Source organism: Sinimarinibacterium arenosum (assembly GCF_005047655.1).
Lineage (GTDB): Bacteria > Pseudomonadota > Gammaproteobacteria > Nevskiales > Nevskiaceae > Solimonas.
This window is the reverse complement of record NZ_SUKF01000007.1, coordinates 1-25,916: the sequence shown is the minus strand read 5'-3', so window position 1 is coordinate 25,916 and position 25,916 is coordinate 1. Positions and strand designations below refer to the sequence as shown.

Below are 25,916 nucleotides of genomic sequence, written 5' to 3'. Positions count from 1 at the left end.
TCCCCCGCTGACTCGGAGTCGTAATCGCCGATGGGTCTCGCCATTCGCTTCCGGCTCGCGGTTGTTGCCGCTGGCATTGCCAGCCTCGCGGCGACACAGCAATCAAGCCCGGAAGAGCAGTTCAACGCGGCCGTCGAGCAGCTGCGCGCCGGGCAATCCGCCGATGCGCTGTCGACTCTGCGCGACCTGACTGCCGCTGCCCCGGAGTTTCATCTGGCGCAACTGGTCTATGGCGAGCTGCTGGCTGCGGTGTCCGGGTCGGGCAACTCGGTCCTGCCCGAAACCAGTCCGGAGAGCGCAGCACGCCTGCGTGATCTGGCGGACGAAGCCAAGGTCCGGTTGGCCAGTGAGAAAGCGGTGCCCCCCGCCGGCGCGGTTCCGAACACCGTCCTGCAGCTTGCCGACAGCTACCGGAATCTGGTGCTGGTCGACCTTCCTCGTGCGCGCCTCTACGTGCTCAAGAATGAGGACGGCAAACTGTCGCTGGTGCAACACAGCTATGCGGCCATGGGAAAGAACGGCGCACGCAAGCAGGTGGCGGGGGACATGCGCACGCCGGTCGGCCTGTACCACGTGACGCGCTGGATTCCTGATGCGGAGCTGCCCGAATTGTATGGCTCCGGCGCGCTGCCGCTGGATTACCCGAATGTCTGGGACCGCGCGCTGCGCCGCACCGGTTCCGGCATCTGGTTGCACGGCGTGCCACGCAACACCTATAGCCGGCCGCCGTTGTCGAGCGAAGGTTGCGTCACCATGGCCAACAACGATCTCCAGGCGCTGCGCCCGTTCGTGCGCTTCGGCCAGACGCCGGTGATCCTCAGCGACGAAGTCGAATGGGTTCCCGCAGCGGCCGTTACAGCACTGCGCGATGAGTTTGCCAGTGCCGTCGAGGACTGGCGCGCCAAATGGGCGGCGAAAGATACCGAAGGTTATCTGTCGTACTACGACGACAGCTTCAGCACCGACGACATGTCACGCGCACGCTTTGCCGCGCACAAGCGCCGCGTCAATGCCAGCAAGAAATTCATCGACATCAAGCTGCGTGACCTCAGCCTGTTCCGTTATCCCGGCGCCGACAAGCCGCTGTTGCTGGCCGAGTTCACGATGGACTATCACTCGGACAACTATTCGGTAACCACGCGCAAGCAGCAATACTGGACGCAGACGGCCTCCGGCGCGTTCAAGATCGTGCGCGAAGACAACCGCTAGACACGCCGCTGCGCCGTACCAGCCCCGCTCAATGCCAGGGCTGTGATTCCCACGGCAGATTCTCCAGCCGGTCGGTTTGCGGCGGGGCCTGCTCCGGCAGCCGCTTTTCCAGCCAGGTCAGCATGTCGGTCCAAATTTTCCGCGACTGCCGCTCGCTCGGCATGATGCCGGCATGCGGCAGCTCCAGCGTGATCACCGGCACGCCGCGATTGACCCCGGCGTAGTTGCCGAGCGACCCGGGATAGGTTCCCAGCTGATGCAGTCGCAGGTAGCCGAATTGCTCCGGCGGCTCGTCCGGACCGTCAAAGTCGAGCACGCCATAGGGCGCATGGATCGACACGATCGCGTCCGGCGAGAATTCCTCGATCTGCGCCACCAGCCAGCGGGTTTCCGGCTCCGACAGCGCGGACGGTCCGGGATAGCGCCGCACATCGCGCCCGGTGCGACGCTGCCAGTAGTCGAGTGCGTCGGTCTGCCAGTCGACCGATGGGAAGTTGCGATTCAGATCAACCCCATTGGCGTTAACCCGCGTCGATGGCTGGCGCAGCAAACCATCGGGGTTGGTCGATGGCAGTACGCGCCACTGAAACGGCTGAAAGCGCTCCGTTTCGATCTGCTTCATCCAGCGAAACACCACGCTGACTGCGGTCAGCTCGTCGCCGTGAATCCCGCCGATCAACAGAATCCTTCGCGGAAACGCGCGTTGCGATGTTGGCGGGTAGTCGCGATACAGCAACGGCAAGCCGTGCACGCTGGCACCGTCACCCACGCGCAGCCCAGCCTGCAGACACTGCTGCACCTCGACGCTCTGCAGACGCCCCCCGATCAGGGCACACATCTGCTCCAGCGAAACCAGCGATACTGCGGACGCCGGCAACGCTGCAGCGCCAATAAAAAGCCCGGCTATCAGCCGGGCTGCAAATTGGGAGGAAAGAACCTTATTTACCCGCACGTTCTTGCCGGATTTTCTCGATCAGAAAATCAATCACCTGAGTCGCCTCAGGAAAACCATTGGCCATCGCCGGACTGGTCATGTACTTGCCACCGACGATGACCGTCGGCACGCCGGTAATACCGTAATCCCGCGCCAGCTGCTCGGCCTTGCGCTGGCGCGAATCGACCGCGAAGCTGTTGAACGTGCTGCTGAATACATCCGGCAGCACCCCGGTCACCTGGTTGAACATCTGGCCGATCTGCGCCTCAGTCTGCAGCATGCTGTGTCCTTCCTGCAGCGCCTGGAACAGGGGCAGATGCATCTGCTCCGCCACGTTCAGCGCTTCGGCCGCGTAGAACGCCTTGGCGTGGACCACGCCGACCGGCCGGCCGAGGGTCGCCGGCACGCGCACGAAGTCGACATCGCCTGGCACTTTCTTGGCCCAGGCCGAGATCGTCGGATCGAAGGCGTAGCAGTGCGGGCACCCGAACCAGAAGAATTCCTCGACGCTGACGCGCTTCGGATCAACCGGCTTCTGCACCTCCCGCACTTGCTTGTACTGCTTGCCCTCGGAAAACTGGGCAGGCGCGTCGCCTGCGGAGCAGGCAAGCGCCATCATCGACAGCGCAGCGACGGTCAGGCCGCGAAAGATCGGGTGCATAGTGGTTCCTTAGGACTTTATTGCAGGCCGTTGACGTACGACGCCAACGCAGCAATGTCGTCATCGGTCAACTTGGCTGCGACCCCGGCCATGACCTTGAAGTTCCCATCCGGGAGGTCGGTCGCCGCAGCGTCACGGTAGGCTTTCAGTCGCACCGCGACATAGTCGGCATGCTGTCCACCGATGCGCGGGTAGGCCGCCGCTTCAACGCCGGTACCGGTCGGCGTGTGGCAGGCTGCACAGGCGGGCACGCCGCGAGCGGCGTCACCGCCGCGATACAGTGGCTGCGCATGCGCGACTGCCGATTCGCTGGCAACACCCGGGCTCGCCGGCTGCGCCGCGAAGTACGCGGCCAGATTGCGCATGTCGTCGTCGCTCAGTGCTGCGACCTGGCCCGCCATCAGCGCGTTGACACGCGCGCCGGACTTGAACTGCTTCAGCTGCGCATAGATGTAGCTGGAACCCTGAGCCGCCAGTTTCGGCCACGCCGGATTGCTGCTGTTGCCTCCCGGACCATGACACGCAGCACAGACCGCCGCCTTGGCTGCGCCGGCTTCGGCACTGCCTTGCGTAAACGGATCCTGACCCGCGGTTTCCGCCCACACCGACAGCGGAGCGAACAGCAGTGCAGCCAGCAATACGCGCTTCATTCCTAGGAACTCCCGAGATTGACCGCAGCGCGCGCGATCCTTCAAACCGGCGCCGCCTGCAGAAATTGTGATGCTTTCGAGCGCGTGATTTTACATGGCCGGACGGCAGATGGCATATCGCGGCGACGGACCGGTATCCTTGATGCCGCCAGATACCTGAAAACATGTCCAAACCAATCCCCAATCCAATCGCCGGCGCCCGCTTTCTGCTGTCCTGCGCACGACTCAACCAGCTGCCCACGGATGCCCGTCCGGAAGTGGCTTTCGTTGGCCGCTCCAACGCCGGCAAGTCCAGCGCACTCAACGCGTTGTGCGGCCAGAAAGCGCTGGCTCGGGTCAGCAAGACACCGGGACGCACTCAGCTGATCAATCTTTTCGAAGCAGCTCAGGGGCGTATCGCCGATCTTCCCGGCTATGGCTATGCGAAGGTCCCCAAGGACATCAGCCGCGACTGGGGCAAGCTGATCGGCGCCTATCTGGAGAACCGTGAAAACCTGCGCGGCCTGGTCCTGATCATGGACGTGCGTCATCCGATGACCCCGTTCGACCAACAGATGATCGACTGGGCTGTATCGCGACAGATTGCCTGTCATATTCTGCTGACCAAGGCCGACAAGCTCAGCTATGGCGCCTCGAAGAACACCCTGCTCAGCGTGCAGCGCGCGATTGGATCGAGCGAATCGCTGACGGCCCAGTTATTCTCGGTACCGGCAGGCTTGGGGGTGGATGCCTGTCGTCAGCGTCTCGGCGACTGGTTGGGGGCCGGACGCGATCCTGCGGAGTTCGAATCGAGTGAGGGAATCGACGAACATGAGTAGCCCGACGCTGCCACGCAGCCTGATTCGGATGCTGGGACGCCGACGCGCGCGCACCCTGGTCGGCTGGTCCTTGCTGACCGTTACCACCGCCGCCATCGCGCTCGTGATCGCACTGTTGTTCGATGTCATCGTCGCCCGGCTCCCAGAGATGGCCGATCTGCCGGTGTCACTGTCCTGGTTGCGCGCGCACTTTCCGATCATCGTGTTCTGGCTGCTGTTCCTCATCTCCGCACGCATCGTCTGGAAGGAATACGAGCAGGAACCGCAAGTTGCCGCACGCGCGTCATTGCGGCGCCACCTCGGTCGTCAGCGCAAACGCAGCGCACTCCACTCTCAGACCGAGCTCACCACCGCAGAGCAGCGAACCCAGCAACTCGGCGCCGTGCTGCAGATGAACCGCAGCCTGCGCGAACGTCTGGCGCGCACGCTCGCCGACCAGCAGGGCGGCATCAAGTTGCGCGACAGTCTGCTGAACATGGCGCAGGAAGCCTTGCTGATGACCGACGCCGCAGGCGTGGTGCTGGGCGCCAGCCCCGCAGCGGCAACCTTGTTGCGCTGCCCACGCGAAAGCCTGATCGGACGGCGCTTTGCCGACAGCGTGCCGCTGTATCAGGATGATCGCGAACAGTTCCGTGACTACCCGCTGGCGAACTTTCTGACGCGGGTGCTGGAGTCGACTTCATCCATTCCGCAGATCCAGCAGGCGCGGCTGTTGAATCATGAAAACGAGCCGGTTCCGGTGATCGTGACCAGTTCGTCCGTGGTCGACGTCAAGAATGCCCCCCTGGGTGCCATCGTGCGCATCAACCGCAGTGACAGCGAGTCAGCACCCGCCTCAGCGCCGCACCCGGGCTTGTCGCTGGCCGATGCTGAAATGGAGAACTGGACCACGACGCTGCTGTCGCGCGAGCCGTTCGAACGCCGTATTGATGAGCTGCTCGCCGAGGCCAAGTCGGCCGGCACCCAGCATGTGGCCTTGTTCCTGCGCATTGACGACCTCGACCACATCAATGACGAGAAGGGTTACTGGGCCGGTGAGCAGGCCTTGTGGCATGCGGCCAAGAACCTCGCGATGTCGATCGTTGAATCCGGAACCGGGTATCGCTACTCGAACGCGCGTTTCGCCGCGCTGTTGATCGGCCACGACGAAGCCCGAGCCGCCGAGGTTGCCGAACGCGTACGGCTTCACGCGGAAAACAATGACCTGATCTGGAACGGCCAGCAGATCCGCTGCACCTTCAGTATCGCGCTGGTGCCGATCACGCGCGAAACCAATGAACGTGCCGAGTTACTCGCTGCGGCCGAAACGCTGCTGTCCGAAGCCAAGAACCGCGGTGGCAATCAGGTTCTGCAGCGGATTCCTGACGAGGCCGCGAAAAACCGTCATCGCGACGACCAGGTCTGGCTGGACTGGTTGCTGCCCCGAATGAAGGACGGCCGCGCCCATCTGATCTCTCAGGAGATGCGCCCGCTGACCGAGCCTGACGGTCTACCGCTGATGGAGTTCTTCATCCGCGTCGAAGACGACGACGGCGTGTGGCTTGAACCCGGGCACTATCTGCCCGCGGTCGAGCGGCTGCGTCAGTCGCATCGGGTGGATCTGTGGACCCTGCAAAGCCTGATCACCGCAGCGGCCAACAATCCGAGAATCCTGGAGTCACACGTCGCCGTCAGCCTCAATCTGGCGCCATCGTCGCTGCTTGAGCCCGAATTCGGCACTTCAGTGTTCGAACTGCTGGCCGCAGCCGATGTCCCTGCGGAGAAGCTGTGCCTCGAGATCGGTGAAGCCTTCGCGATCAACCAGACCTCGGTCGTGCAGCGCTTCATGGAACTGCTGCGCCCCACGGGCGTGCGCTTTGCCCTGGATCGCTGCCACACCACGATGGGCGTGACGCAATTGCGTCATCTGCCGTTCGACTACATGAAGATCCATCCCAGCGTCACCGCCAACATCAGCCACGACGCACTGGATCGCACGCACCTGGAGTGGATCTGCAAGGCGGCGCATCTGCTGAACCGCCGCACTGCGGCGATCAACATCGAATCAACCGACGCGGTCGACTGGCTCAAGAGCGCCGGCGTCGACTACGTCCAGGGCAGCGCAATCAACAAGATGGGATCGGTAATGATCTGAGCGTGGCCTTGCGTCAGGCGCAGACGGACATAAAAAAAGCCCGGTGATTTAGGGGGAAATCACCGGGCCACGCTTTCCGGCTTATGGGGGATGCCGGACCCGCCCAGGGAGTGAGGCGGGGAGCGGGACTAGGGAGAATCGCCGCTCGGAAGATTAGATGGGGTCGCGGCGAAGAAGTTCAAACGCAAAGTTCACGGCCCCGCCGATGCCGGCTGGCTGAACCCGGGCTGAACCTGAAAAATCAAAGACCTAGCGCGCCGGACGGACCGAAAATGCGTCGAGATGCTGGCCGTCAAAAATTTAAATTTCTTTTGTTTTTAACTGCTTGCATGGCCTTCGGCGGAATGTGCGGCATCCCACTGCAACGCGACGCCCCAATCGGCGACCAGCGGTACATCAAGAGCGGAAATACGGCACATGCGCCCGGCAATTTCGGCAGCCCGGGCGCGGATCTCGGCCTCGGGGCCCTCGAACACCAATTCATCGTGGACCTGCATGATCATGCGGATCGCGGGCGCCCGCTCCGCCAGAAACGCGGAAACGTCCAGCATGGCCAGCTTGATCAGGTCGGCCGCCGTACCCTGTAAAGGGGCATTGATAGCGGTACGCTCGGCGTACTGGCGCAGGCCCTGGTTGCGTGAGGCAATGTTCGGCAGATACAGGCGGCGGCCGAACAGGGTCTCGACATAGCCGCGCTCGCGCGCCTGCGTTCGCGTGGTGTCCATGAAGTGCTTGACCCCGGGGTAGCGCCCGAAGAAGCGATCGATGTACTCCTGCGCCTCGCCGCGCGGAATCCCGAGCTGGCGTGCCAGCCCAAATGCGGACATGCCGTAGATCAGCCCGAAGTTGATTGCCTTGGCTGCGCGCCGACGCTCGGTCGGGACCTCGTCCAGCGGCAGACCAAAGACCTCGGCCGCGGTCGCTTGATGGATGTCCTGGCCCTGGGCGAAGGCGTGCTGCAAGCGCGGGTCGCCTGAAAAGTGGGCCATCAGCCGCAGCTCGATCTGCGAATAGTCGATCGCCAGCAGCGCGTTACCGGGCTCGGCAATGAAGGCCTGCCGGATGCGACGCCCCTCCGCCGTACGCACTGGAATGTTCTGCAGGTTCGGATCGGACGACGACAGCCGTCCGGTTGCCGCCACCGCCTGATGGTAGGAGGTATGAATACGGCCGGTACGCGGATTCACGGCCAGCGGCAATTGTTCGGCGTAAGTCGAACGCAGCTTCTGCATCGCTCGCCAGTCCAGGATCAGCCGCGGCAGCGGGTGCTGAGCCGCGAGTTCTTCCAGCACGTCCTCGGCCGTCGAAGGCTCTCCCTTCGGGGTCTTCCCCAACACGGGCAGACCCAGCTGCTCGTACAGGATCACCCCGAGCTGCTTCGGCGAACCCAGATTGAATTCGCCGCCGGCCTCGCGATGCGCTTCGGTCTGCAACTGCGCCATGCGCTCGGCCAGTTCGCTGCTGATCGTGCGCAGCAGTGCGACGTCAACCTTGACCCCGGTCTGCTCGATTCGCGCGAGCACCGGCACCAGCGGTATTTCGATGGTCTCGTAGACCTTCTTCAGCGCCGGTTCTGCCGCGAGCTGCGGATACAGGGTCTGATGCAAGCGCAGCGTGATGTCGGCGTCCTCGGCCGAATAGGGCGCGGCCTTGTCGATCGACACCTGATTGAAGGTGATCTGACCCTTGCCCTTGCCGGCAACGTCCGCAAACTTGATGGTCTGGTGCCCCAGATACTTCAGCGCCAGAGTGTCCATGTCGTGGCGGTTGCCGGCCGCGTCGAGCACATAGCTCTGCAGCATGGTGTCGTGGGCGACGCCACGCACCTGCACGCCATGCGCAGCGAGTACATTGAGGTCGTACTTGAGGTGCTGACCAAGCTTGGGCTTGTTCGGATCCTCAAGAAGCGGACGCAGTGCCTCGAGCACCGCCGTGCGATCGAGCTGGTCCGGCGCGCCCAGATAGTCATGCGCCACCGGCACATACCAGCCGCGACCGGCTTCAACCGCGAACGCCAGGCCGACCAGCTGGGCCTGATTCGCATCAAGGCTGTCGGTCTCAGTGTCAAAGCAGACCAGTTCGGCCGCGTTCAGTGCCGCCAGCATCGCATCGAAGCTCGCCTGATCCAGCACCGTGGTGACCTCGGTCTCAGCCGCATTGACATGCGGCGGCGGTGTTTCAGCCCCCTCGGAAGGCTCCGCCTTCGCGGTAGGGCCGTCGAGTTCGTCAGCGAGCCGGTTGAAACCGAGCTTGCGATACAACGCGCGCAGGCGTTCACGGTCCGGTTCGCGTGGCTGCAGAGAATCCAGCGTCACCGGCAACTCGACGTCGAGCTTGATCGTTGCCAGCTCGCGCGCCAGCGGCAGCTGTGTCAGGTGCGCACGCAGGTTTTCACCGGCCTTGCCCTTGACCTCGTCGGCGCGCGCGATCAGATCGTCCAGCGTGCCGTATTCATTGAGCCATTTTGCCGCGGTCTTGGGACCGACCATCGGCACACCCGGAATGTTATCGCTGGTATCGCCCATCAGCGCGAGGTAGTCGATGATGCGCTCTGGCGATACGCCAAACTTCTCGACCACGCCGCCCGGATCCATGCGCCGGTTCTTCATCGTGTCCAGCAGCGACACGCGCTCATCGACCAGCTGCGCCATGTCCTTGTCGCTGGTGACGATCAGCACGGGCTCACCCTGCGCCGCGGCGGCGCGCGCCAGGGTGCCGATCACGTCGTCCGCCTCGACTCCCGGGACGGTGATCTGCGGAAGCCCCATCGCTTCGATCAGCTCAAGGATCGACGGATACTGCACCGACAGATCTTCCGGCGTCTCCGAGCGATTGGCCTTGTACTCGGCATACAAGGCATTGCGAAAAGTGTCGCCGCTGGGATCGAACACCACGCAGATACGTTCAGGTGTGTAGTCCTTCAGCAACTTGCGCAGCATGTTGCCCATGCCGAACACGGCGCCGGTCGGCATGCCCTCGGCATTGGTCAGCGGCGGCAGCGCGTGATACGCACGAAACAGCCAGCTCGATCCATCAACCAGAATCAATGGTTTTTCGGGCGACGTGCGCGCCTCGTTCATGGCAGCAGACGCTCGCCGCGCACCAGATCCTCGAGCGTCTCGCGCTCACGCACCAGATGCACGAAGTCGTCATCGACCAGCACCTCGGCCGCGCGCGGCCGCGTGTTGTAGTTCGATGCCATCGTGAAACCATAGGCACCGGCCGTGCGCACCGCGAGCAGATCACCTGCCTTGATCGCCAGCGCGCGGTCCTTGCCCAGCCAGTCACCGGTTTCGCAGACCGGGCCGACGACATCGTAGTTGCGCTCGGGCACGTCACTGCGCGGCTTCACCGGCACAATGTTCATCCACGCCTGATACAGGGTCGGGCGCAGCAGATCGTTCATCGCCGCATCGACGATCGCGAAAGACTTTTCGTCAGTACCCTTCAGGCCCAGCACCTTGGTCACCAGAATGCCGGCGTTACCGGCGATCGCACGACCCGGTTCGGTCAGGATGCGCAGCCCGCGGTCGGCCAGCTTCGGCCGGATCGCCAGCGCCCAGTCGCGTGGCTCCGGCGGATTCTCATCCAGGTAACGCACGCCGAGACCGCCACCGACGTCGATGTGACGCAGCTTGATACCCGCCGTCTGCAAGCGGTCGATCAGCGCCAGCACACGATCCAGCGCGTCTAGGAACGGCGACACGTCGAGCAGCTGCGAGCCAATGTGGCTGGCGACGCCGACGATCTCGATCCCGTCGAGTTTCGATGCCTCCAGGTACAGACGTTCGGCGGTCGCGATATCCACACCGAACTTGTTGCTCTTCAGACCCGTCGAGATGTACGGGTGCGTCTTGGCATCGACATCCGGATTGACCCGCAGCGCGATCGGTGCGCGCTGGCCGCGCTGCCGAGCCACCGCATTCAACTGCTGCAGCTCGGCTTCGGATTCGACGTTGAAGCAGTAGATGCCGGCTTCCAGCGCCGAACGCATTTCCGCCTCGGTCTTGCCGACGCCGGAAAACACGATGCGCGACGGCTCGCCACCGGCCTTGAGCACACGGAACAGCTCACCGCCGGAGACAATATCGAAGCCTGCGCCCAGCTTGGCCAGCACTTGCAGTACGGCGAGGTTTGAATTGGCCTTGACCGCGTAGCAAACGAAATGGTCGAGGCCGTGCAGCGCCTCGTCAAACGCCCGAAAATGCCGTTCCAGGGTCGCGCGGGAATAGATGTAACACGGCGTACCGTGTGCCTGCGCGATACGCGCTACCGGAATCTTCTCGGCATACAACTCGGCGTCGCGATACTCGAAATAGTCCACTGCTGTGCTCGTCCTGCGGTAGGCGCGATCGATCTAGCGATCGGTCGGCGCGGTTTGAGCGTCGCTGCGCTCGGGGGTGATGCTGGAATCTGCTGCCGGCACCGGGGTCGGTGCGGGCGTCGGTGCGGGAGCCGGGATCACGGCTTCATCTTCGTCCGGCAGCACCAACGCGCCTGACTGACCACAGGCGGTCAGACACAACAGCAGACTGGCGGCAATCAAGCGGCGGTCGATCATTGTGGGAGCCTGACAAAGAAAATCGTAATGTTGGATCGAGTGCGGCTGTACCTGCGCAATACGCCGTGTGGCATGGCGGATGTCAATCGCCGGACCGGGTGCAAAGCATAGACGAGCGGCGCGCCGAAATCAGTTCACTTCGGGCATCCGCCCACGTTCAAACGCGCTCACCCAGGCCCGACAGCGGCAGATGATGCAGATGAACGCCATGCTTGCCGCTCTGCGCCAGCAGCTGCATGGCCGCAGCCACGTCGTCGGCCGCGACCGCCCGATAACGCGCCAACGGACCGCTCAGCAGGGGCGCCATCAACGGCGCCAGCTTCTGCGCGGCTGCCTCACCCGGCCGGCGCTCACCGCGCTCGCCCAGCAACAGTGACGGGCGCAGGATATGCACCGCCTCGAAATCCAGCGCCGACACCACGCGCTCCATGTGGCCCTTGACCCGCGAATAGAAGGCCATCGCGCGCTCCGACGCGCCAACGGCGGACACCACCAAAAAGCGCTTCGCACCGGCAGCGCGGCATTCCTGCGCCAACTCGACAACCATGCGGTAGTCGACGTCCTCGAACGCCGCGCGTGAACCGGCGGTCATGATCGTGGTCCCCAGGCAGCAGAACACATCATCGACATTCAAGGCTTCGCCCAGCGTGCTCAGGTCGCTGTAGTCACTGAGCAACACGCGCAGCTTGGCATTCGTCACGCTTGGCGGACGACGCGACAGCACACGCACCTCGCCATACACCGGATCGTTCAACAGGCGCTGCAGCAGCAGGTTGCCGATCAGGCCAGTGGCGCCTGCAATGAGGGCAGTACGGGTTTCGGTTCGGGACATGCGTTGCTATCCAGCCTCCTTCAAGGCGCAGCAGTGTAAGGCAAGGCGCTGGACTGCGAACGCAGGTCGGGGCTTGGCGCCGACTTCGGCGGTGGATTGCAGACTTCCGCGCAAGGTCTGTGGCCGTTGCTCCGACCACGCCAGCGCCGCTGGCCCGGCGCCCTGGATGTCGCATTCCTGACGATTTTCCCGTTGTCTCTTCTGGAAGATGAACGTATCCGCCCGGCCAGTGTGCGTGGCACCCGGCTGACATCTGGTTTTCATTTCAAGGAGCAACCCATGCGTACGCTGGTTTATCTGTCCTCACTGGCGCTGCTGGCGTCAGCCGGACTCTCCGGTTGCGGCAACAACAATGCGGGCAGCGATGGCCCGGCGCCCACACCGACGCCATCGGCTTCACCCACGCCGACTCCGAGTCCTACCGCAACACCGACGCCCACACCCACACCTACACCGACTGCTGCGCCAACGCCGACGCCAACGCCAACGCCAACGCCTGCCAGCGGTGGTGCGCTGGCTTGCCTCAACGCCTCACTGCATACGGTCGGCACCCAGGTCGAGCAAGTGATCCGGACTACGGACGGCAGCACCGGCGAACAACTGACCACAAGCTTTGACTCGACGCTCACCCGGCGCACCAGCTTCAAGGGCTACAGCAATGCCTTGGAGTCGGTCTCCGACGTCACGGCCACGTCGACCGATCCGAGCCACAACTCGACGTCGGCGACCAAGAGCTATGGCGACCTCGACGGCAACACCTACAAGACCTACGGCGTCATCACCGAATCAACCGTCAGCGGCACCGCATTCACCATGACGGTCTGGAACGAGCCGCCGCGCGAAACCCGCTACGCGCTCGACCCGGGTCAGAGCTACTCGCAGACGTACACGATCAAGTCAGAAACCCCGCTGTCGCCATTCCCGATCCCGGACCAGTCCGTGACCACCACGACGACGTATGTCGGTCGCGAAACCGTCACGGTGCCGGCCGGAACCTTCGCGACCTGCCGCTTCAGCGAAACGGACGCCACCGTGAGTGGATCCACCACCACAACCAACTGGATAGCTGTGGATAGCGGCCTGTTGATCAAGGCGGTCTCCGAGGGCGACGAATCCGTGCTGATCAGCGCCAAGATCAATGGCGTCGCCGTCACCGCGAAATAGGCGCTCCGGCTCCATCGTTCGAGAGCCCCGCACCGCGGGGCTTCTCTTTTTCGGGACACCCCATGGCATCTGTGGCGGCGAACGCTAACGAGCGCACGGATCCGACATCAGGACATGCGATGCTATCGAACCGCGTACGAGGCGCCGCAATGCAAGGCAAGGCCATGGAATTCGAACTGCATCACCAACTGGCAGCGGACACGCTGATGCTCGGCGACTGGCCACTGTGTCGCGTGCTGCTGATGAACGATGCGCAGTACCCCTGGTGCATCCTGGTCCCCCGGCGCGGCAACATCCGCGAAATCTATGAGCTGCAGGTCGCCGATCAGCAACAGCTGCTGAGCGAGTCGGTGCGCCTGGGACGCATGCTGATGCGACTGTTCAACGGCTATAAACTCAATGTTGCCGCGCTCGGCAACATGGTGCCGCAGCTGCACCTGCATCACGTCGTGCGCGATCCGGCCGACCCGGCATGGCCGGCGCCGGTCTGGGGCAAACACCCGGCTGTGGCCTATACCGACGGCGCCGCAGCCGAGCGCTGCGCCCAGCTGCGACACGCGCTCGACCTGTCCATCGTCGTCTGATCCCCTTTGCCACAGCGCCTCCCGTCCTGGCGGGGCGGCCGCTTGCTGCACACGCGATTCGGGCTAGACTGCCGGCGCGCTTTCATAACGATAACGGGGGAGTCCATGTCCAGAAAGCTCGCATTGCTTGCGCTGTGCGTTCCGCTGTGGAGTTTTGCCGGCGATGCGCCGACCGCGGGCGGCGACTACGCCGCCGACAAGCCGGAGCAGTTCTATCCGGCGTGGGGTCAGTATTCGGTCAGCGATGCCCCGTATCGATCGACCAACCGCTCCGTTTCGCTGGGCGAGCTGGCGCAGCGCGACATGCTCACCGGCATCTGGCACGGCTCACCGCAGGTCCAGGCCAAGCGCCAGTGGTACAGCGACCATTTCTACGACACGCTCGCCGCCAAGAAGGTCTGGCATGCCGGCCACGGCCCCTACAACCATCACTTCCAGGACGCGATCACCTGGGACATCGTGCCGATCCCCCAGGCCGCGCCGCCGTCCTGCGACCAGCCGCAGCCGACCGGATACGACGCCGAGTCCTGCCGCTACGTCAATTCTTTGTTCAAGGATTTGGAACAGACTGACCCGGCCGCCGCACGCGTCGCCCGCGAACAGGTCCGTCGCGGTCGCGACGTCTGGTTCAAGGGCACCTTCGGCGACCAGGACGAGGAATACCTGCACACGGTGCGCACCGTCGGCGAAGGCAACGTCTGGTATCCATGGCTCGACACGCGCACGCGGCCGTACCGTTACAGCAAGTGGGGCATGATCAACGATCCGGACTGCACCCAGGGCGACGCCAGCACGAACTGGTACGACAAATGCCCTGACCCGCACAGCTCCGGTGTGCTCGGCTACCGCAAGTACTACGCCGATCCGACCCAGGACGAATCCGGCAAGGTCGTGTTCGATCCGCGCACCGCGCCGTATCGCGACGACGAGATCAAGAAGAACATGCGCTACGTGCTCGGCGGGCCTTGCGTGCAGTGCCACGTCGCCTTCGATCCGACCCATCCGCCGAAGGATCCGAATCAGCCGAAGTGGGAAAACATCCACGCCACCATCGGCAACCAGTACACGATGCAGCCGATGCAATACGTGATGGGCACGCCGGAAGACAGCCTGTCGCGCCAAGTGCTCGGCCGCGGTCATCGCGTCGGCACGATTGACACCTCTCTGGTGGCCACCGACTTCCAGCACAACCCCGGCACCCAGAACAACATCATGGACTTCTTCAACAAACGCCTGTTTGAAGAAGACATCAAGGATCCGATCACCGGCGAGATCAAGAAGGCCAAGACCCGTCACGTGCTCAAGGGCGGTGAGGACAGCGTCGGCGAACATCTCGCGCTGATCCGCGTCTACGTCAACATCGGCATGTGCACCGAGGAGTGCTGGACGCCGCGCTTCCCGGTGCCAGGGACGTTCTTCGGCGACGAAGCGCGTCAGCACGCGTTCCGCATCGAGCAGTGCGCCAAGGACTGTGAAGCCTGGAACTATGCCGACGCCAAGATGCCGGATCTGGCCGCGTTCCTGATCACCGGCGGCCCGACCTATCTGCTGAATGCCGTCGATGTCGACGGCACGCCGGGCACCCAATTCGTCGATCTGAACAAAGTGCCGCAGGGCCGCAAGGTGTTCGCACGCGAATGCGCCAGCTGCCACAGCTCCAAGTACGCGCCGGACAATATCCGCGCCGACAAGGCCGCTCTGGCGCGCTACTACGAGGGCCACGTGTTCGGCTCCGAGCAGAACTGGCAATACGAATTCACCGAGGCAGAGCGCAACAGCGCAGCGTTCAAGGCCAAGTACCTGGTCGCGGACACCCATGGCACGCTGCGCCCACGCCAGTTTGCCGCGGACGGCATCAATGGCGGCGACATCTTCGGGCAAGACTGGCTCGCCAATGACGAACCGACGCCGTTCAACATCATCGGCACCAACATGTGCCGTGCGCTGCACGACAACCACAACGAAGGCCACATCTGGGAAGAGTTCTCGTCCGAGACCTACAAGCAGCGGCCGTCGCCGGGCAGCGTGCCAAAAGTGGTCAACCGAATGGCGCCGCTGGTTGGCGGCAAACAGTTCGGCGGCGAGAAAGTCATCGAAGGCGGCCCCGGCTACCTGCGCAACTTCTCGCTACTGTCGGTCTGGGCCACCGCGCCATTCCTGCACAACAATGCGATCGGCGAGCTGACCTTCCTGCCGGATGGCGAGACCGTCGACTACACCGTGGCCGGCCGTGTGAAGCAGTTCGAGATGGCCTACGCCGAGCTGATGATGTCGGACAACCCGAACGACACGCCGCATCGTCCGCAGAAGATCAGCGTCACCGATCGCGAGATCAAGCTGGCGCCGCGTGAGGACCAGCAGGGTTTCATCAAACTGCCTGTGCCCGAAGGCACGCCGGTCCAGGCCTTCACCAGCTCTGACCCGCACAACCCGCTGTTCATGAAGTGCGACGACCCGATCGAGAACAAGGGCCACCAGTTCGGCATCTCGCTGTCGGCCGAGGACAAGCTGGCGCTGCGCGAATTCCTGAAGATCCTGTAGGCCGCGCATGTTCGTCGGTCACTACAGCGCGGGGTTCGCGCTCAAGGCGGTCAAGCCGCAGCTGCCGCTGTGGGTGCTGCTGCTGGCGGTGCAGCTGGTCGACGTTGGCTGGAGTCTGCTGATTCTGGCCGGCGTCGAGAAGCTGCGCGTGGTGCCGGGCTTTCTCGCCGGCTCACCGCTGGATCTGTACTACATGCCGTACACGCACAGCCTGGTCGCAACCCTGATCTGGTCCGCCGGCGGGGCGCTCGCGTATTTCCTGTGGCGGCGCGGACAAGGCCTGAACGCCGCACTGATCGTCGGTGCCGCAATCGGTTCACACTGGCTGCTCGATCTGCTGGTGCATGCGCCCGATCTGCCGCTGTACGACAACAGCGCCAAGGTCGGCTTCGGTCTGTGGGCGTACCGCGGACCGGAGCTGGCGCTCGAGCTCGGCCTGCTCGCAGCGTCGGTGTGGATCTACGCGCGCGCCTGCCCGACCTACGCACGTCGCGCATGGCTGCTGTTCGGCGTGCTCACGCTGATGCAGCTCGCCAACACCTTCGGCCCGGTGCCGCCATCCGGCAGCGCTGTCGCCGTCGGCGCGCTGGTGCTGTATCTGCTGTTCACCTGGGCGGCGTCGCGTGTCGAACGCCGGACGGCCTGAATCGATGTCCCGTCACATCAGGGGTCGCGCACGCAGTGCCGTCCTGCTGGCCCTGGTCGTGCTCGGAGCCGGCGCAAGCTACTGGGCACTGCGCCCACAGACGCCGACCGAACCAACCGGCCCCTCGATCCTGGATCGTGCGCAGCAAGCGACGTCGAACGATCCTGCACACCGCTCCGCACACATCATCCCGGACGACGATCTGCCACCGGAAGGTACGCGCTCGCTGTTCGATCACCTGATCGCACAGAACGACGCCCTGCCGTATCCGTTCGAGGCGCTGGTTGATCTGATCGAGAAGCAGTCGGACACACAGCCGCCAGTGCGCCTGATGATTCCCTTCGGGCGCTCGCTGCTGAAAGCCCAGGCCGACTTCAGTCATCCACGGGTGCTGGTCGCGGCCGACTTCCAGGCATCGAACACGCCGGCCAATCTGGGCCTCGTCGGCCGTGGCCAGCTGTTCCTCGGCTTCGTCGAGAACGCACACGAAATTGAAGTCATCAGTTACAACGAAGCGGCCGGTCGCTACGAATTCCAGCTGGTCCAGGACTACGCCGCCGACGGCCAGCGCCGTATCGTCTATGCGCGCCGCGCAGTCTGTCTGACCTGCCACCAGGGCGGCTCGCCGATCTTCCCGCAGCGGCCGTGGAACGAAACCAATGCCCAACCTGAAATTGCCGCGCACATCGTTACGGCGCGCGGTGACGCCGACTATCTCGGCGTTCCCCCGCAAACCGCGCTGGGCATGCCGGAACGCTTCGACGAGCTGACCGACGTCGGCAGTTTTGTTGTCACCACCCAGCGCATCTGGCTTGACGGCTGCGGCGACAACACATCCTGCCGCCGCCAGATCCTGAAGCTGGCCTTGCGCTATGCCTGGGACCCCGGCCGCTTCGACGCCGCCGGTAGCGGCGCCGACGCACTGCGCGCGCTGCAGCGCATGCAGTGGCCCGACGCCGGCATTGCCGTGCCGGAATCCGATCTGCGCAATCGCGATCCACTGGTAACGCAGCGTGGCTGGCGCGGCTTTCTGCACACGCTGTTCGCGCCGGCGCCAATCCCCGGCGCCGGCGCCGGCGCGCGCAACAATGATGACCTCGAAGCATTCGACAAACTGCCGAGGCTACCCGCCACGCTGGATCCGCTGACACCGCGCCCACCCAAACGCTGGCTCGGCGCGGAGGATATCGACGGCGTGTACGGCATCGCCGCACTGTTCAGCACCGACGACGTCGCCACGCTGGAGCGCCGCGCCGGCCATGACTGGGCAGTGGTCGATGCCGCCGTCGATGCGCTGCCCGATGTGCAGCTGTCGGCGCAGCCGTTCTCGCGTGTGCGCATGATGCAGGCGCTTGCCGCTGCGCTGCCGGCACAGGACGACGCATCGACGCCCGGCTACTGCTGTCTGGATGTCAGCGCAATGTCGCCGCCCGTCGCTGCAACCGAGCCACCGCTCGAACTGGCGGCAGATTCGCCGCTGCAGCCGTTCACTCAGTACTGCTTCGCCTGCCATCGCGGCAATCCCAACGCCAAGCTGAACTTCATGGGGGGCGACGACGAAGCGGCCGTGAAGGCGAACATCGAAGCCAAGTCCGAGATCCGCGATGCACTCGACTGGGAGCGCTATCGCAACACCGATAAGGCCGCCAAATTGATGCCGCCAGCTGACTCACCGCAGCACGCGAAGCTGCAGGCAGCACTGACCCAGGACCCGGAACTGTTGACGCGCATGCGCGATCAGGTGCCGGGCCTGTTCGATTTCTGATGGACGTTCGGATGAACGGGGGGAGCCGATGAAGCGCACGGCGCTGATGGTCTGGGCACTCGCTGCCGCGCTGCCGGGCGCGGCCCAGGCGGAGCCGGCGTTCGCACGCATGTACAAACAGCAGTACGGCTACCCGCCGTCGTGCAACGCCTGCCACAAGGACGGCGGCGGCACGCCGTTGAACGCCTTCGGCCAGCAGTTCAAGGATGCCGGCATGACAGCATCCGCGTTCGGCAAGATTTCCGGGCTCGACGCCGACACCGACGGCAGCGCCAACGGTGCCGAAGCCAGCGCCAAGGCCAACCCCGGCGACAAACACTCGACGCCTCAGGACAAGGGCGACTGGCTCGACACCGCCAGCCTGATCCCGCGCGAGGTCCAGGCCGCATTCCCCGGCATCCGCGCCTACCTGCCGAAGGATGCGGTGCTGACCGACGCCGACATCGCCCGTGCCAAGACGCTGGGTGCGACGCTGGGCAAGGACGACGAGAACACCATCTACATTCCGCTGGAAAACCAGCGTCCCGCCGGAACCGCGCTGATCTTTCCCGCCAAGTTCGGCGACAAGACCTTCTTCCTGCTGCTGGTGACCGACCGCAAGCTGACCGTCACCGCAGTCAGCGCGCTGAACACCAACCATGTCCCGGACGCGGCCAAGCGCGCGGTCTACGCCACTTTCGCCGGCACCGCGCTCGACGCACTGCCACAGGCAAAGGGCGAAGACCTGGACGCCGCGATCACCCGTGCGGTGAAGAACGCCGGTACGCTGGTCTATGTACGCCTGAAGGGAGCCTAGCGATGTCCATCCACGATCTGTCGCGTGATCCTCTCTGCCGGTGTCTGACGCTCCACGGCACCACGCCCGCCCGAGCCAGCGACCCGTCCCATGCTTAAGGCCCGCCTGATCGAACTGCTGCTGGCGCTGCTGCTGATCGGCGGTCTGGCCGGCGCACGCGCGCTGGCGCAGAACGCCGCGGAGCTGGAACAGCAGACACAGCAACAGACCGCGACGCCCGCAGGTACCGACGCGGATGACTTCGATTTCTTCAGCGACGCCCCGATCGAGAGCGAGGCGATCATCGAACTGCCGCCGGAGAAGTCGCGCTGGATCACCGTCGGCGGGCCGGTCGCGCTGATCGGCGGGTTTTTCCTGCTGCTGGGATTCTTCTGGTGGATGGTGCCGTTCCAGGCGCACACCGCCGACATCAACCTGCACCACCTGCCCACCGGGGTGAAACGCGGTATCGCGATGGCCACAGTGCTGTTCGGTATCGCCTTCGCGTTCGGGGCTTCGGAGATCGCCTATCAACTGCACCTGCACGGGACCGCCGAGGCTTACTTCGAGCAGATGTCACTGGGCAAGCTGATCGCGTTCACCCACGCGCATCTGTTCGGCTTCACCACCAGCTTCTTCATCATCGGCATCCCGTTCTCGCTGCAGTTCAATCACCTGTGGCCATATCAATGGGTGTTTCCAATTGGGCTGTCCGCCGCGGTGACCGATGTCGCCTCGTGGTGGGGAATCAAGTTCCTCTCGGCCAATTTCGAGTGGGTGTCGATCTTCTGCGGCGTGATGTTTTCGGCCAGCTATCTGTACATGCTGGTCGGCCTGCTGCGCGTCCTGCTGTTTCCTGAAGTGGTCTGGCGCACCGACAAGGACGCACGCGAGCGTCTGTCCGAACGGCGCGAACGCTCGGCCGCGGCCAGGCATCAGGAAGGCGACTATTGAACACTTGTCCGCTGCGCCGCGGTTCGCGGCGGGTTCGCCAAGTCATCTGCCGGGCATGCTCCGGTAATATCCTGTCCCTTCGGGAAGGATCATTGGGAGAAGGGTCGTGAACTATTTCGTCACCGGAGCCACCGGATTCATTGGCAAGTTCCTGCTGGAGCAGCTGTTGCAGCGCGACGGCGCCAAGGTCTACGTGCTCGTGCGCGAATCGTCCAAGGACAAGTTCAAGGCGCTGCAGGCTCGCTACGGTGCCGCGGGCAAGAACCTTCTGCCGGTTTACGGCGACGTCACCACGCCGGGTCTGATTTCGGCCGCCGACTTCAAGAAGCTCGCCGGCAAGGTCAGCCACGTATTCCACCTGGCGGCCGTCTATGACATGAACATGGACGACGCCACCGGCGACCGCATCAACAATGAAGGCACGCGCAATCTCGTCGCCTTCGCCAACGATCTGGGCGGCGACGTGCGGCTGCACCATGTCTCCAGCGTCGCCGTCGCCGGCGGCGACTGGGTCGGCCGCTTCACCGAGGACATGTTCGACGAAGGCCAGCGCCTCGGCCATCCGTACTTCCGGACCAAGTTCCAGTCCGAACAGATCGTCCGCGAAGAGAGCAAGGTGCCGTTCCGGATCTACCGTCCGGGCGCCGTCGTCGGTCACTCCGAGACCGGCGAGATGGACAAGATCGACGGGCCCTACTACTTCTTCAAGACGATCCAGAAAATCAGCCACTCGATGCCGAAATGGTTGCCGCTGCTCGGCATCGAAGGCGGCCGCGTACCGCTGGCGCCGGTGGATTACGTCACCAAGGCGCTTGATTACATCGCGCATCAGGATGGCCTCGACGGCAAGTGCTTCTGCCTGATCCAGACCCAGTCGCCCACCGTCGGTGAGCTGCTGCAGACCATCTTCGAAGCTGCGCACGGCCCCAACTTCGCCAAGAAGTTCGAGGTGCCGTCGGTGCCGGCGCAGGTCAAGCAGCTGTCCGGCCGCGTCGCCGATGCGATTCCCTACGCGCTCAAGCGCCGCGTCTCGAACGCCATCGGCGTGCCGGTTTCCGTGCTCGGCTATGTCAGCAATCTCGCCGTGTTCGACGACAAGCACACCCGCCGCGCGCTCAAGGGCTCCGGCATCCAGTGCCCCAACATCGCCGATTACGCCGAGAAGCTGTGGCAGTACTGGGAGCTGCATCTGGACCTGGAAGTCACGCTGCCGGCCGGCGCGGTGCAGAAGCTCTCCGGCAAGGTCGCCGTGGTCACCGGCGCTTCCTCCGGCATCGGCTTCACCGTGTCGAAGAAGCTCGCCGCCGCCGGCGCCAAGGTGATCCTGGTCGCCCGCACACGTGAGAAGCTGGAGGAAACCCAGCACATCATCGAAAAGGCCGGCGGCGAAGCCCACGTCTATCCGTGCGACCTCAACGACCTCGCCGCGATCGACGCCTGCTCGCAGCAGATCCTCGCCGACTTCGGCCACGTCGACATCCTCGTCAACAACGCTGGTCGCTCGATCCGCCGCGCCGTGTTCGAATCGATGGATCGCTTCCACGACTTCGAACGCACGATGCAGCTGAACTACTTCGGCGCCGTGCGCATGATCATGAATTTCCTGCCGTCGATGGCCAAGCGACGCCGCGGTCAGATCGTGAACATCTCGTCCATCGGCGTCCTTGCCAACGCCGCACGCTTCTCGGCGTATGTCGCGTCCAAGGCCGCGCTCGACGCGTTCTCACGCTGCCTGTCAGCCGAGGTCAAGCATCTGAACATCGACGTCACCGCGATCTACATGCCGCTGGTGCGCACGCCGATGATTGCGCCGACCAAGCTCTACGACTACGTGCCGACCTGGAGCCCCAACAAGGCCGCCGACACCGTGATCCGCGCGCTGATTGATAAACCCAAGTCGATCGCCACGCCGCTGGGCACCGCCGCCGCCGTCAGCTACGCGCTGTGGCCCAAGCTCAACGACTACATCCTCAACAAGGGCTTCAATCTGTTCCCGTCCTCCTCCGCCGCCAAGGGCCGACGTGAAGGCGCCAAGCCCAGCCTCGAACAGGTCGTGTTCGCCAATCTGTTCAAGGGCGAATACTTCTAGAGCCTCACGACACGTCGTTCAAAAAAGCCCCGCAGCCGCGGGGCTTTTGCTTTTCTGCTCCCTCCACTCACACCCCGTTCAGGTCGAGTAGGCCCGCAGGGCCGTATCGAGACCCGCCCGGACCATCACCGTGATCTCAGCGGCGCATCCGAATGCAGCGCGTGCCCGTAATCCTTGAGGCAGCACCCATTTCAACGCATTGCCTCCTGCCGCAGCAGACCTGCGCGCGGTACAGGCGCTGCTGACTCAAGACAACAGGAGAGATCGATGAAACTCAACACACTGGCCGTCGCCGGCCTGGGAATGGCCGCGCTATGGACACAGGCCGCCAACGCGGGGCACCTCAACACCCTGCTCGAAGCCGAACTCAACGGCCGGCAGCAAGTCCCCCCCTCGCAGGTCATGGCCAAGGTCGACCTGCCGCGTTCCGGCGTGCAGAACCCGTTCGTGGGTGATCGCAAGGCCCGCGGCGAAGCCTATGTCTTCGGGATCGACGGCGACCCGCTGACGTTGTGCTACACGATCCGCGTCGATCGCCTGGCCGAAACCGAGTTCGCTCCGGGCAACGGCCGCGCCGCGCACATCCATGAAGGCCAGATTGGCGAGAACGGACCCGTCGTCGCCAACCTCGCCTGGCCGCAGGACGACCAGGCCGCGGACTGCCTGACGGAAGGCGAAACCGGCAAGTTCCCGACCATGGAATCCGGCATCGTCCAGCGCATCCTGCAGAACCCGGAAAACTTCTACATCAACCTGCACAACACCGAGTTCCCCAACGGCGCGATCCGCGGACAGCTCGAAGACACGCAGTACCACAATCAGGTTGACTGACCAGACCCGACTCTCTGACCGCCAGACGTACTGGTGTGCTGCCCCGGCTCCGCTGGGGCTTTTTTTGGTCTGCGTTTTCTGCGGCTGATGGACGTTCGCCGACCTTGTCTGGCCGCACGGCATCAGCCTTGGGTCTGTGGATACAGCATCGTCTCGTCCGGAAATATTTATCCAGCATAAATCGGACTTCCGCTGCTAAGTACCTGACCAAACGGACAGGTAGTTTTTTTATCACCGCTGAGGCACCCTCACTGACATCGGTATAAATCTAGTTAGCCTTCACAAAGCATGATCCAGAACGCACTGTTCTCCGTCCTAGCGCTCGCAGTTGTCATTGCGCTCCATCTCTACATCAATGAATCAGTAGAAGGAGCGTACTGGCTCCTCCTGCTCGGAGCGTCGGCGGGTGTGCTTCTCTCTCTGGCGTGCTTGGGGGTCGTATATGTGATGCGGGGGCAGCTGGCCATCGAGATCGATGGGAAGCGCTGGTCCGATAGGTCATTCTGGTTTCGCGTGTCGCTCGTGTTGTTTGTCGTAGGAAGCATCTCTGTATTTGGCTTCAACGCTGTACATGACCTTCGGCCGTACAAGATCGAGAGCTGGAAGGTCACCTACAACGGGCCAAGGACGATACAGCAGATCAACCCACTAGCCAGCCGCTTCCATCGCGGCATGGACGAGCACGTGCTCCAGCTTTCAAACGGCGAGAGGCGCCTGACGTACTCGTACCTGCCGGGCGTTGCTCTTAAGCTTCCGAACGCCGCTTGCGGTTCCGAAGTGAAGGTCAGGCTACAGATGGGAGGCTTAGGACTCTTCCGAGTAGAGGGGGTTTCCGTCGAATGAAGGCTAACCACTGCATCCAGCCGACGTGCCCGCCTTGTGGCGGTCACGCGGCTGATGCGGGGCGTTGGACGACATGACAAAAGACGAAATCCGCCGAGCATTCGCTGACTTCGCCGGTGACGAGCGGTTTGGAAAGTTCTGCTGCACGACTCAGTGGGTGTCACTCAACGAGTTTAGAACTCGTGCGTGGCAAGAGCTTTTAATGGAGAAGTTTCAAGAGACACACAGCGACCTGAGCACGACCGATATTTTAGCGGCCGTAACCGATGAGACACGGTTTATATATGCGTGTCCAACGCTAGGCTGTTCATATATCGCGGCCTGCGAAGACATATATCCAATCAATTTTGAAAGTGCTGCATGGTCATGTGGTGAGTGCGCTATTCGTTGGGCCAGCACCATAGAGCTTTTCAATGAAATCCGAGCAGCAATTGCGCGCTTTCCTTACCGCGCAGCCTGTTACGAGGAGGATGCTAGTGGCTATATTCCTGCGCCTCGTTCCTCGTGGCCGAAAGACTATGAAGAACGTGTTTCAGCAGAGTTTGGCGCCTAGAATGTCGTCCAACAAGGCACTCCAGCCGACCGCTACGCCTCTGCTCCGCAGAGGCTCCGCGTCGGCTGAGTTTTGGCGTTAGGTTTCATGAGCACTCCGGACGAAGATTTCGTAGCCTGTGCCAACTGTTTCTCTGATCGAGGCTTGCGCCTCGATGCAGAAAAAATCGGCAGAGAAATAGCTGGAGCTTGCCCAAACTGTGGTGCGACTGAGTTTAAAAAGCTCCCAATTTCGGGCGTGGGAGCCTTGGCACACCGCTTCTTTGTCTGGGGATCGATGTGGAGAGCCCGCTACGGCGCGGCGCCACTCATCCAGTTCAATGAGCATCAGCAAACTTCAATAGACATTGCGCCTTGGCTTGTGGATGACGTCAAGCTCATTGAGCGCTTGCTTGGCGTTGGATTCTTTCACTATGGCCCGCGGCTTTGGATGATCGGTGAGATAGAGCCGCTCAAAGAACTTCAACGCCCAACAAAGCGACAAGCAATAGTTGATCGAATCCTCTCGGAATACCCGGAAAGATCACTATTGCCTGACGAGTCGTTCTACCGAGTCCGCGTGAACCCGAGCGCTCCCGGCGACCCAAAGCAATACGACAGCCCGCCTGCGGCAAGCGCAGGTCGAGGTCGCCTCGATCCTGCTGGATGCCCTGTGCTTTATGGTTCACCAGATTTGGAAGTTTGCGTACATGAGTGCCGAGTAAGCGCTGAAGACGATGTATTCGTTGCCACGCTAACAAGTACGAGATCACTTCGACTGCTGGATGTTTCGGTTTTGCTGAAGGAAGAAGACGTAAGCGAGTTTGAGAGCCTCGACATCGCCGTTCACATGCTGTTCTTAGCAGGGCGGCACTCGTACAAGATCACTCGGGCCATTGCTGAGGCAGCTCGTTCGGCTGGGTTTGACGGCCTCATTTACCCCTCGTACTTCAGCCTGTTGCGTATCGGCCAGATGCCATTCCAAACAACGTATGGCATCTCGCATCGTCGAATTCCCCAGTACCAAGACTACGAGCAAGCGAAAGCCATTCCAAACCTCGGTCTGTTTGGTCGGCCCATTGAGGCGGGTGCTGTCTCCGTTCAGTGCATCAATAGGCTTGTTCTTAGCAGAGTTGGCTACGAGTTCCACTTCGGGCCAACTGGTGCGTGAGAATGAAATCTAACCCTTCATTCCAGCAGACCGTCTGCGGCGGCCGCTGAATACCAACGTAAGTAGCAGATTGATTCGGCATCCAATCCCAGCGAGTCGGTTTGAAAGATCCTCGCTGATTCGAGCCAGTTGGAAGTAGAGTTTCCACCGCAAGGAGCTCTACGTGAAGAAGTCGAAGTTTTCTGAAGAACAGATCGTCCGTATCCTCAAGGAAGTCGAGGCC

General features: G+C 63.0%; 22 protein-coding genes. 15 read left to right on the top strand and 7 right to left on the bottom strand.

The features are described 5' to 3' along the window. Nucleotides 1–30: 30 nt before the first annotated feature. Entirely contained in the window at nt 31–1,209 is a 1,179-nt protein-coding gene (locus E4T66_RS14390) for a L,D-transpeptidase family protein (protein ID WP_136849757.1), read from the top strand. 28 nt (nt 1,210–1,237) lie between these two features. Here E4T66_RS14390 and E4T66_RS14385 read toward each other — a convergent pair whose 3' ends face one another. The 3 genes from E4T66_RS14385 to E4T66_RS14375 form a co-directional block, all read right to left on the bottom strand. Further along, a complete protein-coding gene (locus E4T66_RS14385; protein WP_248679720.1) occupies nt 1,238–2,086 on the bottom strand; it encodes a M14 family murein peptide amidase A in 849 nt (282 codons plus the stop codon). Nucleotides 2,087–2,147: 61 nt separating this feature from the next. Next, on the bottom strand, nt 2,148–2,804 hold the full coding sequence (locus tag E4T66_RS14380; RefSeq protein WP_136849756.1) for a thiol:disulfide interchange protein DsbA/DsbL: 657 nt from the start codon (nt 2,802–2,804) through the stop codon (nt 2,148–2,150). A 17-nt stretch (nt 2,805–2,821) separates the two neighbouring features. Continuing rightward, a complete protein-coding gene (locus E4T66_RS14375; protein ID WP_136849755.1) occupies nt 2,822–3,454 on the bottom strand; it encodes a c-type cytochrome in 633 nt (210 codons plus the stop codon). Between the two features lie 164 nt (nt 3,455–3,618). On the opposite strand from E4T66_RS14375, the gene yihA reads away from it, so the two are divergent. Continuing rightward, the gene (gene yihA / locus E4T66_RS14370) at nt 3,619–4,272 is read left to right on the top strand and encodes a ribosome biogenesis GTP-binding protein YihA/YsxC (RefSeq protein WP_136849754.1); all 654 of its coding nucleotides are present in this window, start codon (nt 3,619–3,621) and stop codon (nt 4,270–4,272) included. Next, nucleotides 4,265–6,406 (top strand): EAL domain-containing protein, encoded by a 2,142-nt coding sequence (locus tag E4T66_RS14365; protein ID WP_169577638.1) that lies wholly within the window; start codon nt 4,265–4,267, stop codon nt 6,404–6,406. Before yihA ends, E4T66_RS14365 begins: the two co-directional genes overlap by 8 nt. Nucleotides 6,407–6,723: 317 nt before the next feature. Here E4T66_RS14365 and polA read toward each other — a convergent pair whose 3' ends face one another. The 4 genes from polA to E4T66_RS14345 form a co-directional block, all read right to left on the bottom strand. Then, the gene (polA, locus tag E4T66_RS14360) at nt 6,724–9,486 is read right to left on the bottom strand and encodes a DNA polymerase I (RefSeq protein ID WP_136849752.1); all 2,763 of its coding nucleotides are present in this window, start codon (nt 9,484–9,486) and stop codon (nt 6,724–6,726) included. Further along, nucleotides 9,483–10,730 (bottom strand): diaminopimelate decarboxylase, encoded by a 1,248-nt coding sequence (gene lysA / locus E4T66_RS14355; protein ID WP_136849751.1) that lies wholly within the window; start codon nt 10,728–10,730, stop codon nt 9,483–9,485. Before lysA ends, polA begins: the two co-directional genes overlap by 4 nt. A 33-nt stretch (nt 10,731–10,763) precedes the next feature. Continuing rightward, complete coding sequence (gene lptM / locus E4T66_RS14350) at nt 10,764–10,967, bottom strand: LPS translocon maturation chaperone LptM (protein WP_136849750.1); 204 nt, start codon at nt 10,965–10,967, stop codon at nt 10,764–10,766. A 157-nt stretch (nt 10,968–11,124) separates the two neighbouring features. Further along, on the bottom strand, nt 11,125–11,799 hold the full coding sequence (locus E4T66_RS14345; protein ID WP_136849749.1) for an NAD(P)H-binding protein: 675 nt from the start codon (nt 11,797–11,799) through the stop codon (nt 11,125–11,127). Between the two features lie 279 nt (nt 11,800–12,078). Between E4T66_RS14345 and E4T66_RS21595 the strand changes: the two genes are divergently transcribed. The 12 genes from E4T66_RS21595 (at nt 12,079) to E4T66_RS14285 (ending at nt 25,693) form a co-directional block, all read left to right on the top strand. Further along, a complete protein-coding gene (locus E4T66_RS21595) occupies nt 12,079–12,963 on the top strand; it encodes a hypothetical protein (RefSeq protein WP_211242940.1) in 885 nt (294 codons plus the stop codon). A 149-nt stretch (nt 12,964–13,112) separates the two neighbouring features. Beyond that, the gene (locus E4T66_RS14335) at nt 13,113–13,547 is read left to right on the top strand and encodes an HIT domain-containing protein (protein WP_282707011.1); all 435 of its coding nucleotides are present in this window, start codon (nt 13,113–13,115) and stop codon (nt 13,545–13,547) included. 105 nt (nt 13,548–13,652) lie between these two features. Further along, entirely contained in the window at nt 13,653–16,088 is a 2,436-nt protein-coding gene (locus E4T66_RS14330; RefSeq protein ID WP_136849748.1) for a hypothetical protein, read from the top strand. Between the two features lie 7 nt (nt 16,089–16,095). Continuing rightward, on the top strand, nt 16,096–16,734 hold the full coding sequence (locus tag E4T66_RS14325) for a hypothetical protein (RefSeq protein WP_136849747.1): 639 nt from the start codon (nt 16,096–16,098) through the stop codon (nt 16,732–16,734). 4 nt (nt 16,735–16,738) lie between these two features. Then, a complete protein-coding gene (locus E4T66_RS14320; RefSeq protein WP_136849746.1) occupies nt 16,739–18,499 on the top strand; it encodes a hypothetical protein in 1,761 nt (586 codons plus the stop codon). Nucleotides 18,500–18,527: 28 nt separating this feature from the next. Continuing rightward, nucleotides 18,528–19,295, top strand: coding sequence for a hypothetical protein (locus E4T66_RS14315; protein ID WP_136849745.1), 768 nt, complete (start codon nt 18,528–18,530; stop codon nt 19,293–19,295). A gap of 90 nt (nt 19,296–19,385) precedes the next feature. Then, nucleotides 19,386–20,228: a hypothetical protein gene (locus tag E4T66_RS14310; RefSeq protein WP_136849744.1), complete on the top strand. Its 843-nt coding sequence runs from the start codon at nt 19,386–19,388 to the stop codon at nt 20,226–20,228. A gap of 106 nt (nt 20,229–20,334) precedes the next feature. Continuing rightward, nucleotides 20,335–22,317, top strand: a complete 1,983-nt coding sequence (locus tag E4T66_RS14305) for an SDR family oxidoreductase (protein ID WP_136849743.1) — start codon at nt 20,335–20,337, stop codon at nt 22,315–22,317. A gap of 267 nt (nt 22,318–22,584) precedes the next feature. Next, the gene (locus E4T66_RS14300) at nt 22,585–23,148 is read left to right on the top strand and encodes a CHRD domain-containing protein (RefSeq protein ID WP_136849742.1); all 564 of its coding nucleotides are present in this window, start codon (nt 22,585–22,587) and stop codon (nt 23,146–23,148) included. Between the two features lie 288 nt (nt 23,149–23,436). Further along, entirely contained in the window at nt 23,437–23,991 is a 555-nt protein-coding gene (locus E4T66_RS14295) for a hypothetical protein (RefSeq protein ID WP_136849741.1), read from the top strand. A gap of 73 nt (nt 23,992–24,064) precedes the next feature. Continuing rightward, nucleotides 24,065–24,544, top strand: coding sequence for a hypothetical protein (locus tag E4T66_RS14290; RefSeq protein WP_136849740.1), 480 nt, complete (start codon nt 24,065–24,067; stop codon nt 24,542–24,544). Nucleotides 24,545–24,631: 87 nt separating this feature from the next. Next, nucleotides 24,632–25,693 carry an RES family NAD+ phosphorylase gene (locus E4T66_RS14285; protein ID WP_169577637.1) on the top strand — a complete coding sequence of 354 codons (1,062 nt, stop codon included), beginning with the start codon at nt 24,632–24,634 and terminating at the stop codon, nt 25,691–25,693. Nucleotides 25,694–25,916: the final 223 nt, after the last annotated feature.

What these genes read in the sequence shown, in the direction of transcription:
- E4T66_RS14390 (WP_136849757.1), top strand. Translation starts at nt 31, where the DNA reads ATGGGTCTCGCCATTCGCTTCCGGCTCGCGGTTGTTGCCGCTGGCATT.
- E4T66_RS14380 (WP_136849756.1), bottom strand. Translation starts at nt 2,804, where the DNA reads ATGCACCCGATCTTTCGCGGCCTGACCGTCGCTGCGCTGTCGATGATG.
- E4T66_RS14375 (WP_136849755.1), bottom strand. Translation starts at nt 3,454, where the DNA reads ATGAAGCGCGTATTGCTGGCTGCACTGCTGTTCGCTCCGCTGTCGGTG.
- yihA (WP_136849754.1), top strand. Translation starts at nt 3,619, where the DNA reads ATGTCCAAACCAATCCCCAATCCAATCGCCGGCGCCCGCTTTCTGCTG.
- E4T66_RS14365 (WP_169577638.1), top strand. Translation starts at nt 4,265, where the DNA reads ATGAGTAGCCCGACGCTGCCACGCAGCCTGATTCGGATGCTGGGACGC.
- polA (WP_136849752.1), bottom strand. Translation starts at nt 9,486, where the DNA reads ATGAACGAGGCGCGCACGTCGCCCGAAAAACCATTGATTCTGGTTGAT.
- lptM (WP_136849750.1), bottom strand. Translation starts at nt 10,967, where the DNA reads ATGATCGACCGCCGCTTGATTGCCGCCAGTCTGCTGTTGTGTCTGACC.
- E4T66_RS14345 (WP_136849749.1), bottom strand. Translation starts at nt 11,799, where the DNA reads ATGTCCCGAACCGAAACCCGTACTGCCCTCATTGCAGGCGCCACTGGC.
- E4T66_RS21595 (WP_211242940.1), top strand. Translation starts at nt 12,079, where the DNA reads ATGCGTACGCTGGTTTATCTGTCCTCACTGGCGCTGCTGGCGTCAGCC.
- E4T66_RS14335 (WP_282707011.1), top strand. Translation starts at nt 13,113, where the DNA reads ATGCAAGGCAAGGCCATGGAATTCGAACTGCATCACCAACTGGCAGCG.
- E4T66_RS14330 (WP_136849748.1), top strand. Translation starts at nt 13,653, where the DNA reads ATGTCCAGAAAGCTCGCATTGCTTGCGCTGTGCGTTCCGCTGTGGAGT.
- E4T66_RS14325 (WP_136849747.1), top strand. Translation starts at nt 16,096, where the DNA reads ATGTTCGTCGGTCACTACAGCGCGGGGTTCGCGCTCAAGGCGGTCAAG.
- E4T66_RS14320 (WP_136849746.1), top strand. Translation starts at nt 16,739, where the DNA reads ATGTCCCGTCACATCAGGGGTCGCGCACGCAGTGCCGTCCTGCTGGCC.
- E4T66_RS14315 (WP_136849745.1), top strand. Translation starts at nt 18,528, where the DNA reads ATGAAGCGCACGGCGCTGATGGTCTGGGCACTCGCTGCCGCGCTGCCG.
- E4T66_RS14310 (WP_136849744.1), top strand. Translation starts at nt 19,386, where the DNA reads ATGCTTAAGGCCCGCCTGATCGAACTGCTGCTGGCGCTGCTGCTGATC.
- E4T66_RS14300 (WP_136849742.1), top strand. Translation starts at nt 22,585, where the DNA reads ATGAAACTCAACACACTGGCCGTCGCCGGCCTGGGAATGGCCGCGCTA.
- E4T66_RS14295 (WP_136849741.1), top strand. Translation starts at nt 23,437, where the DNA reads ATGATCCAGAACGCACTGTTCTCCGTCCTAGCGCTCGCAGTTGTCATT.
- E4T66_RS14290 (WP_136849740.1), top strand. Translation starts at nt 24,065, where the DNA reads ATGACAAAAGACGAAATCCGCCGAGCATTCGCTGACTTCGCCGGTGAC.
- E4T66_RS14285 (WP_169577637.1), top strand. Translation starts at nt 24,632, where the DNA reads ATGAGCACTCCGGACGAAGATTTCGTAGCCTGTGCCAACTGTTTCTCT.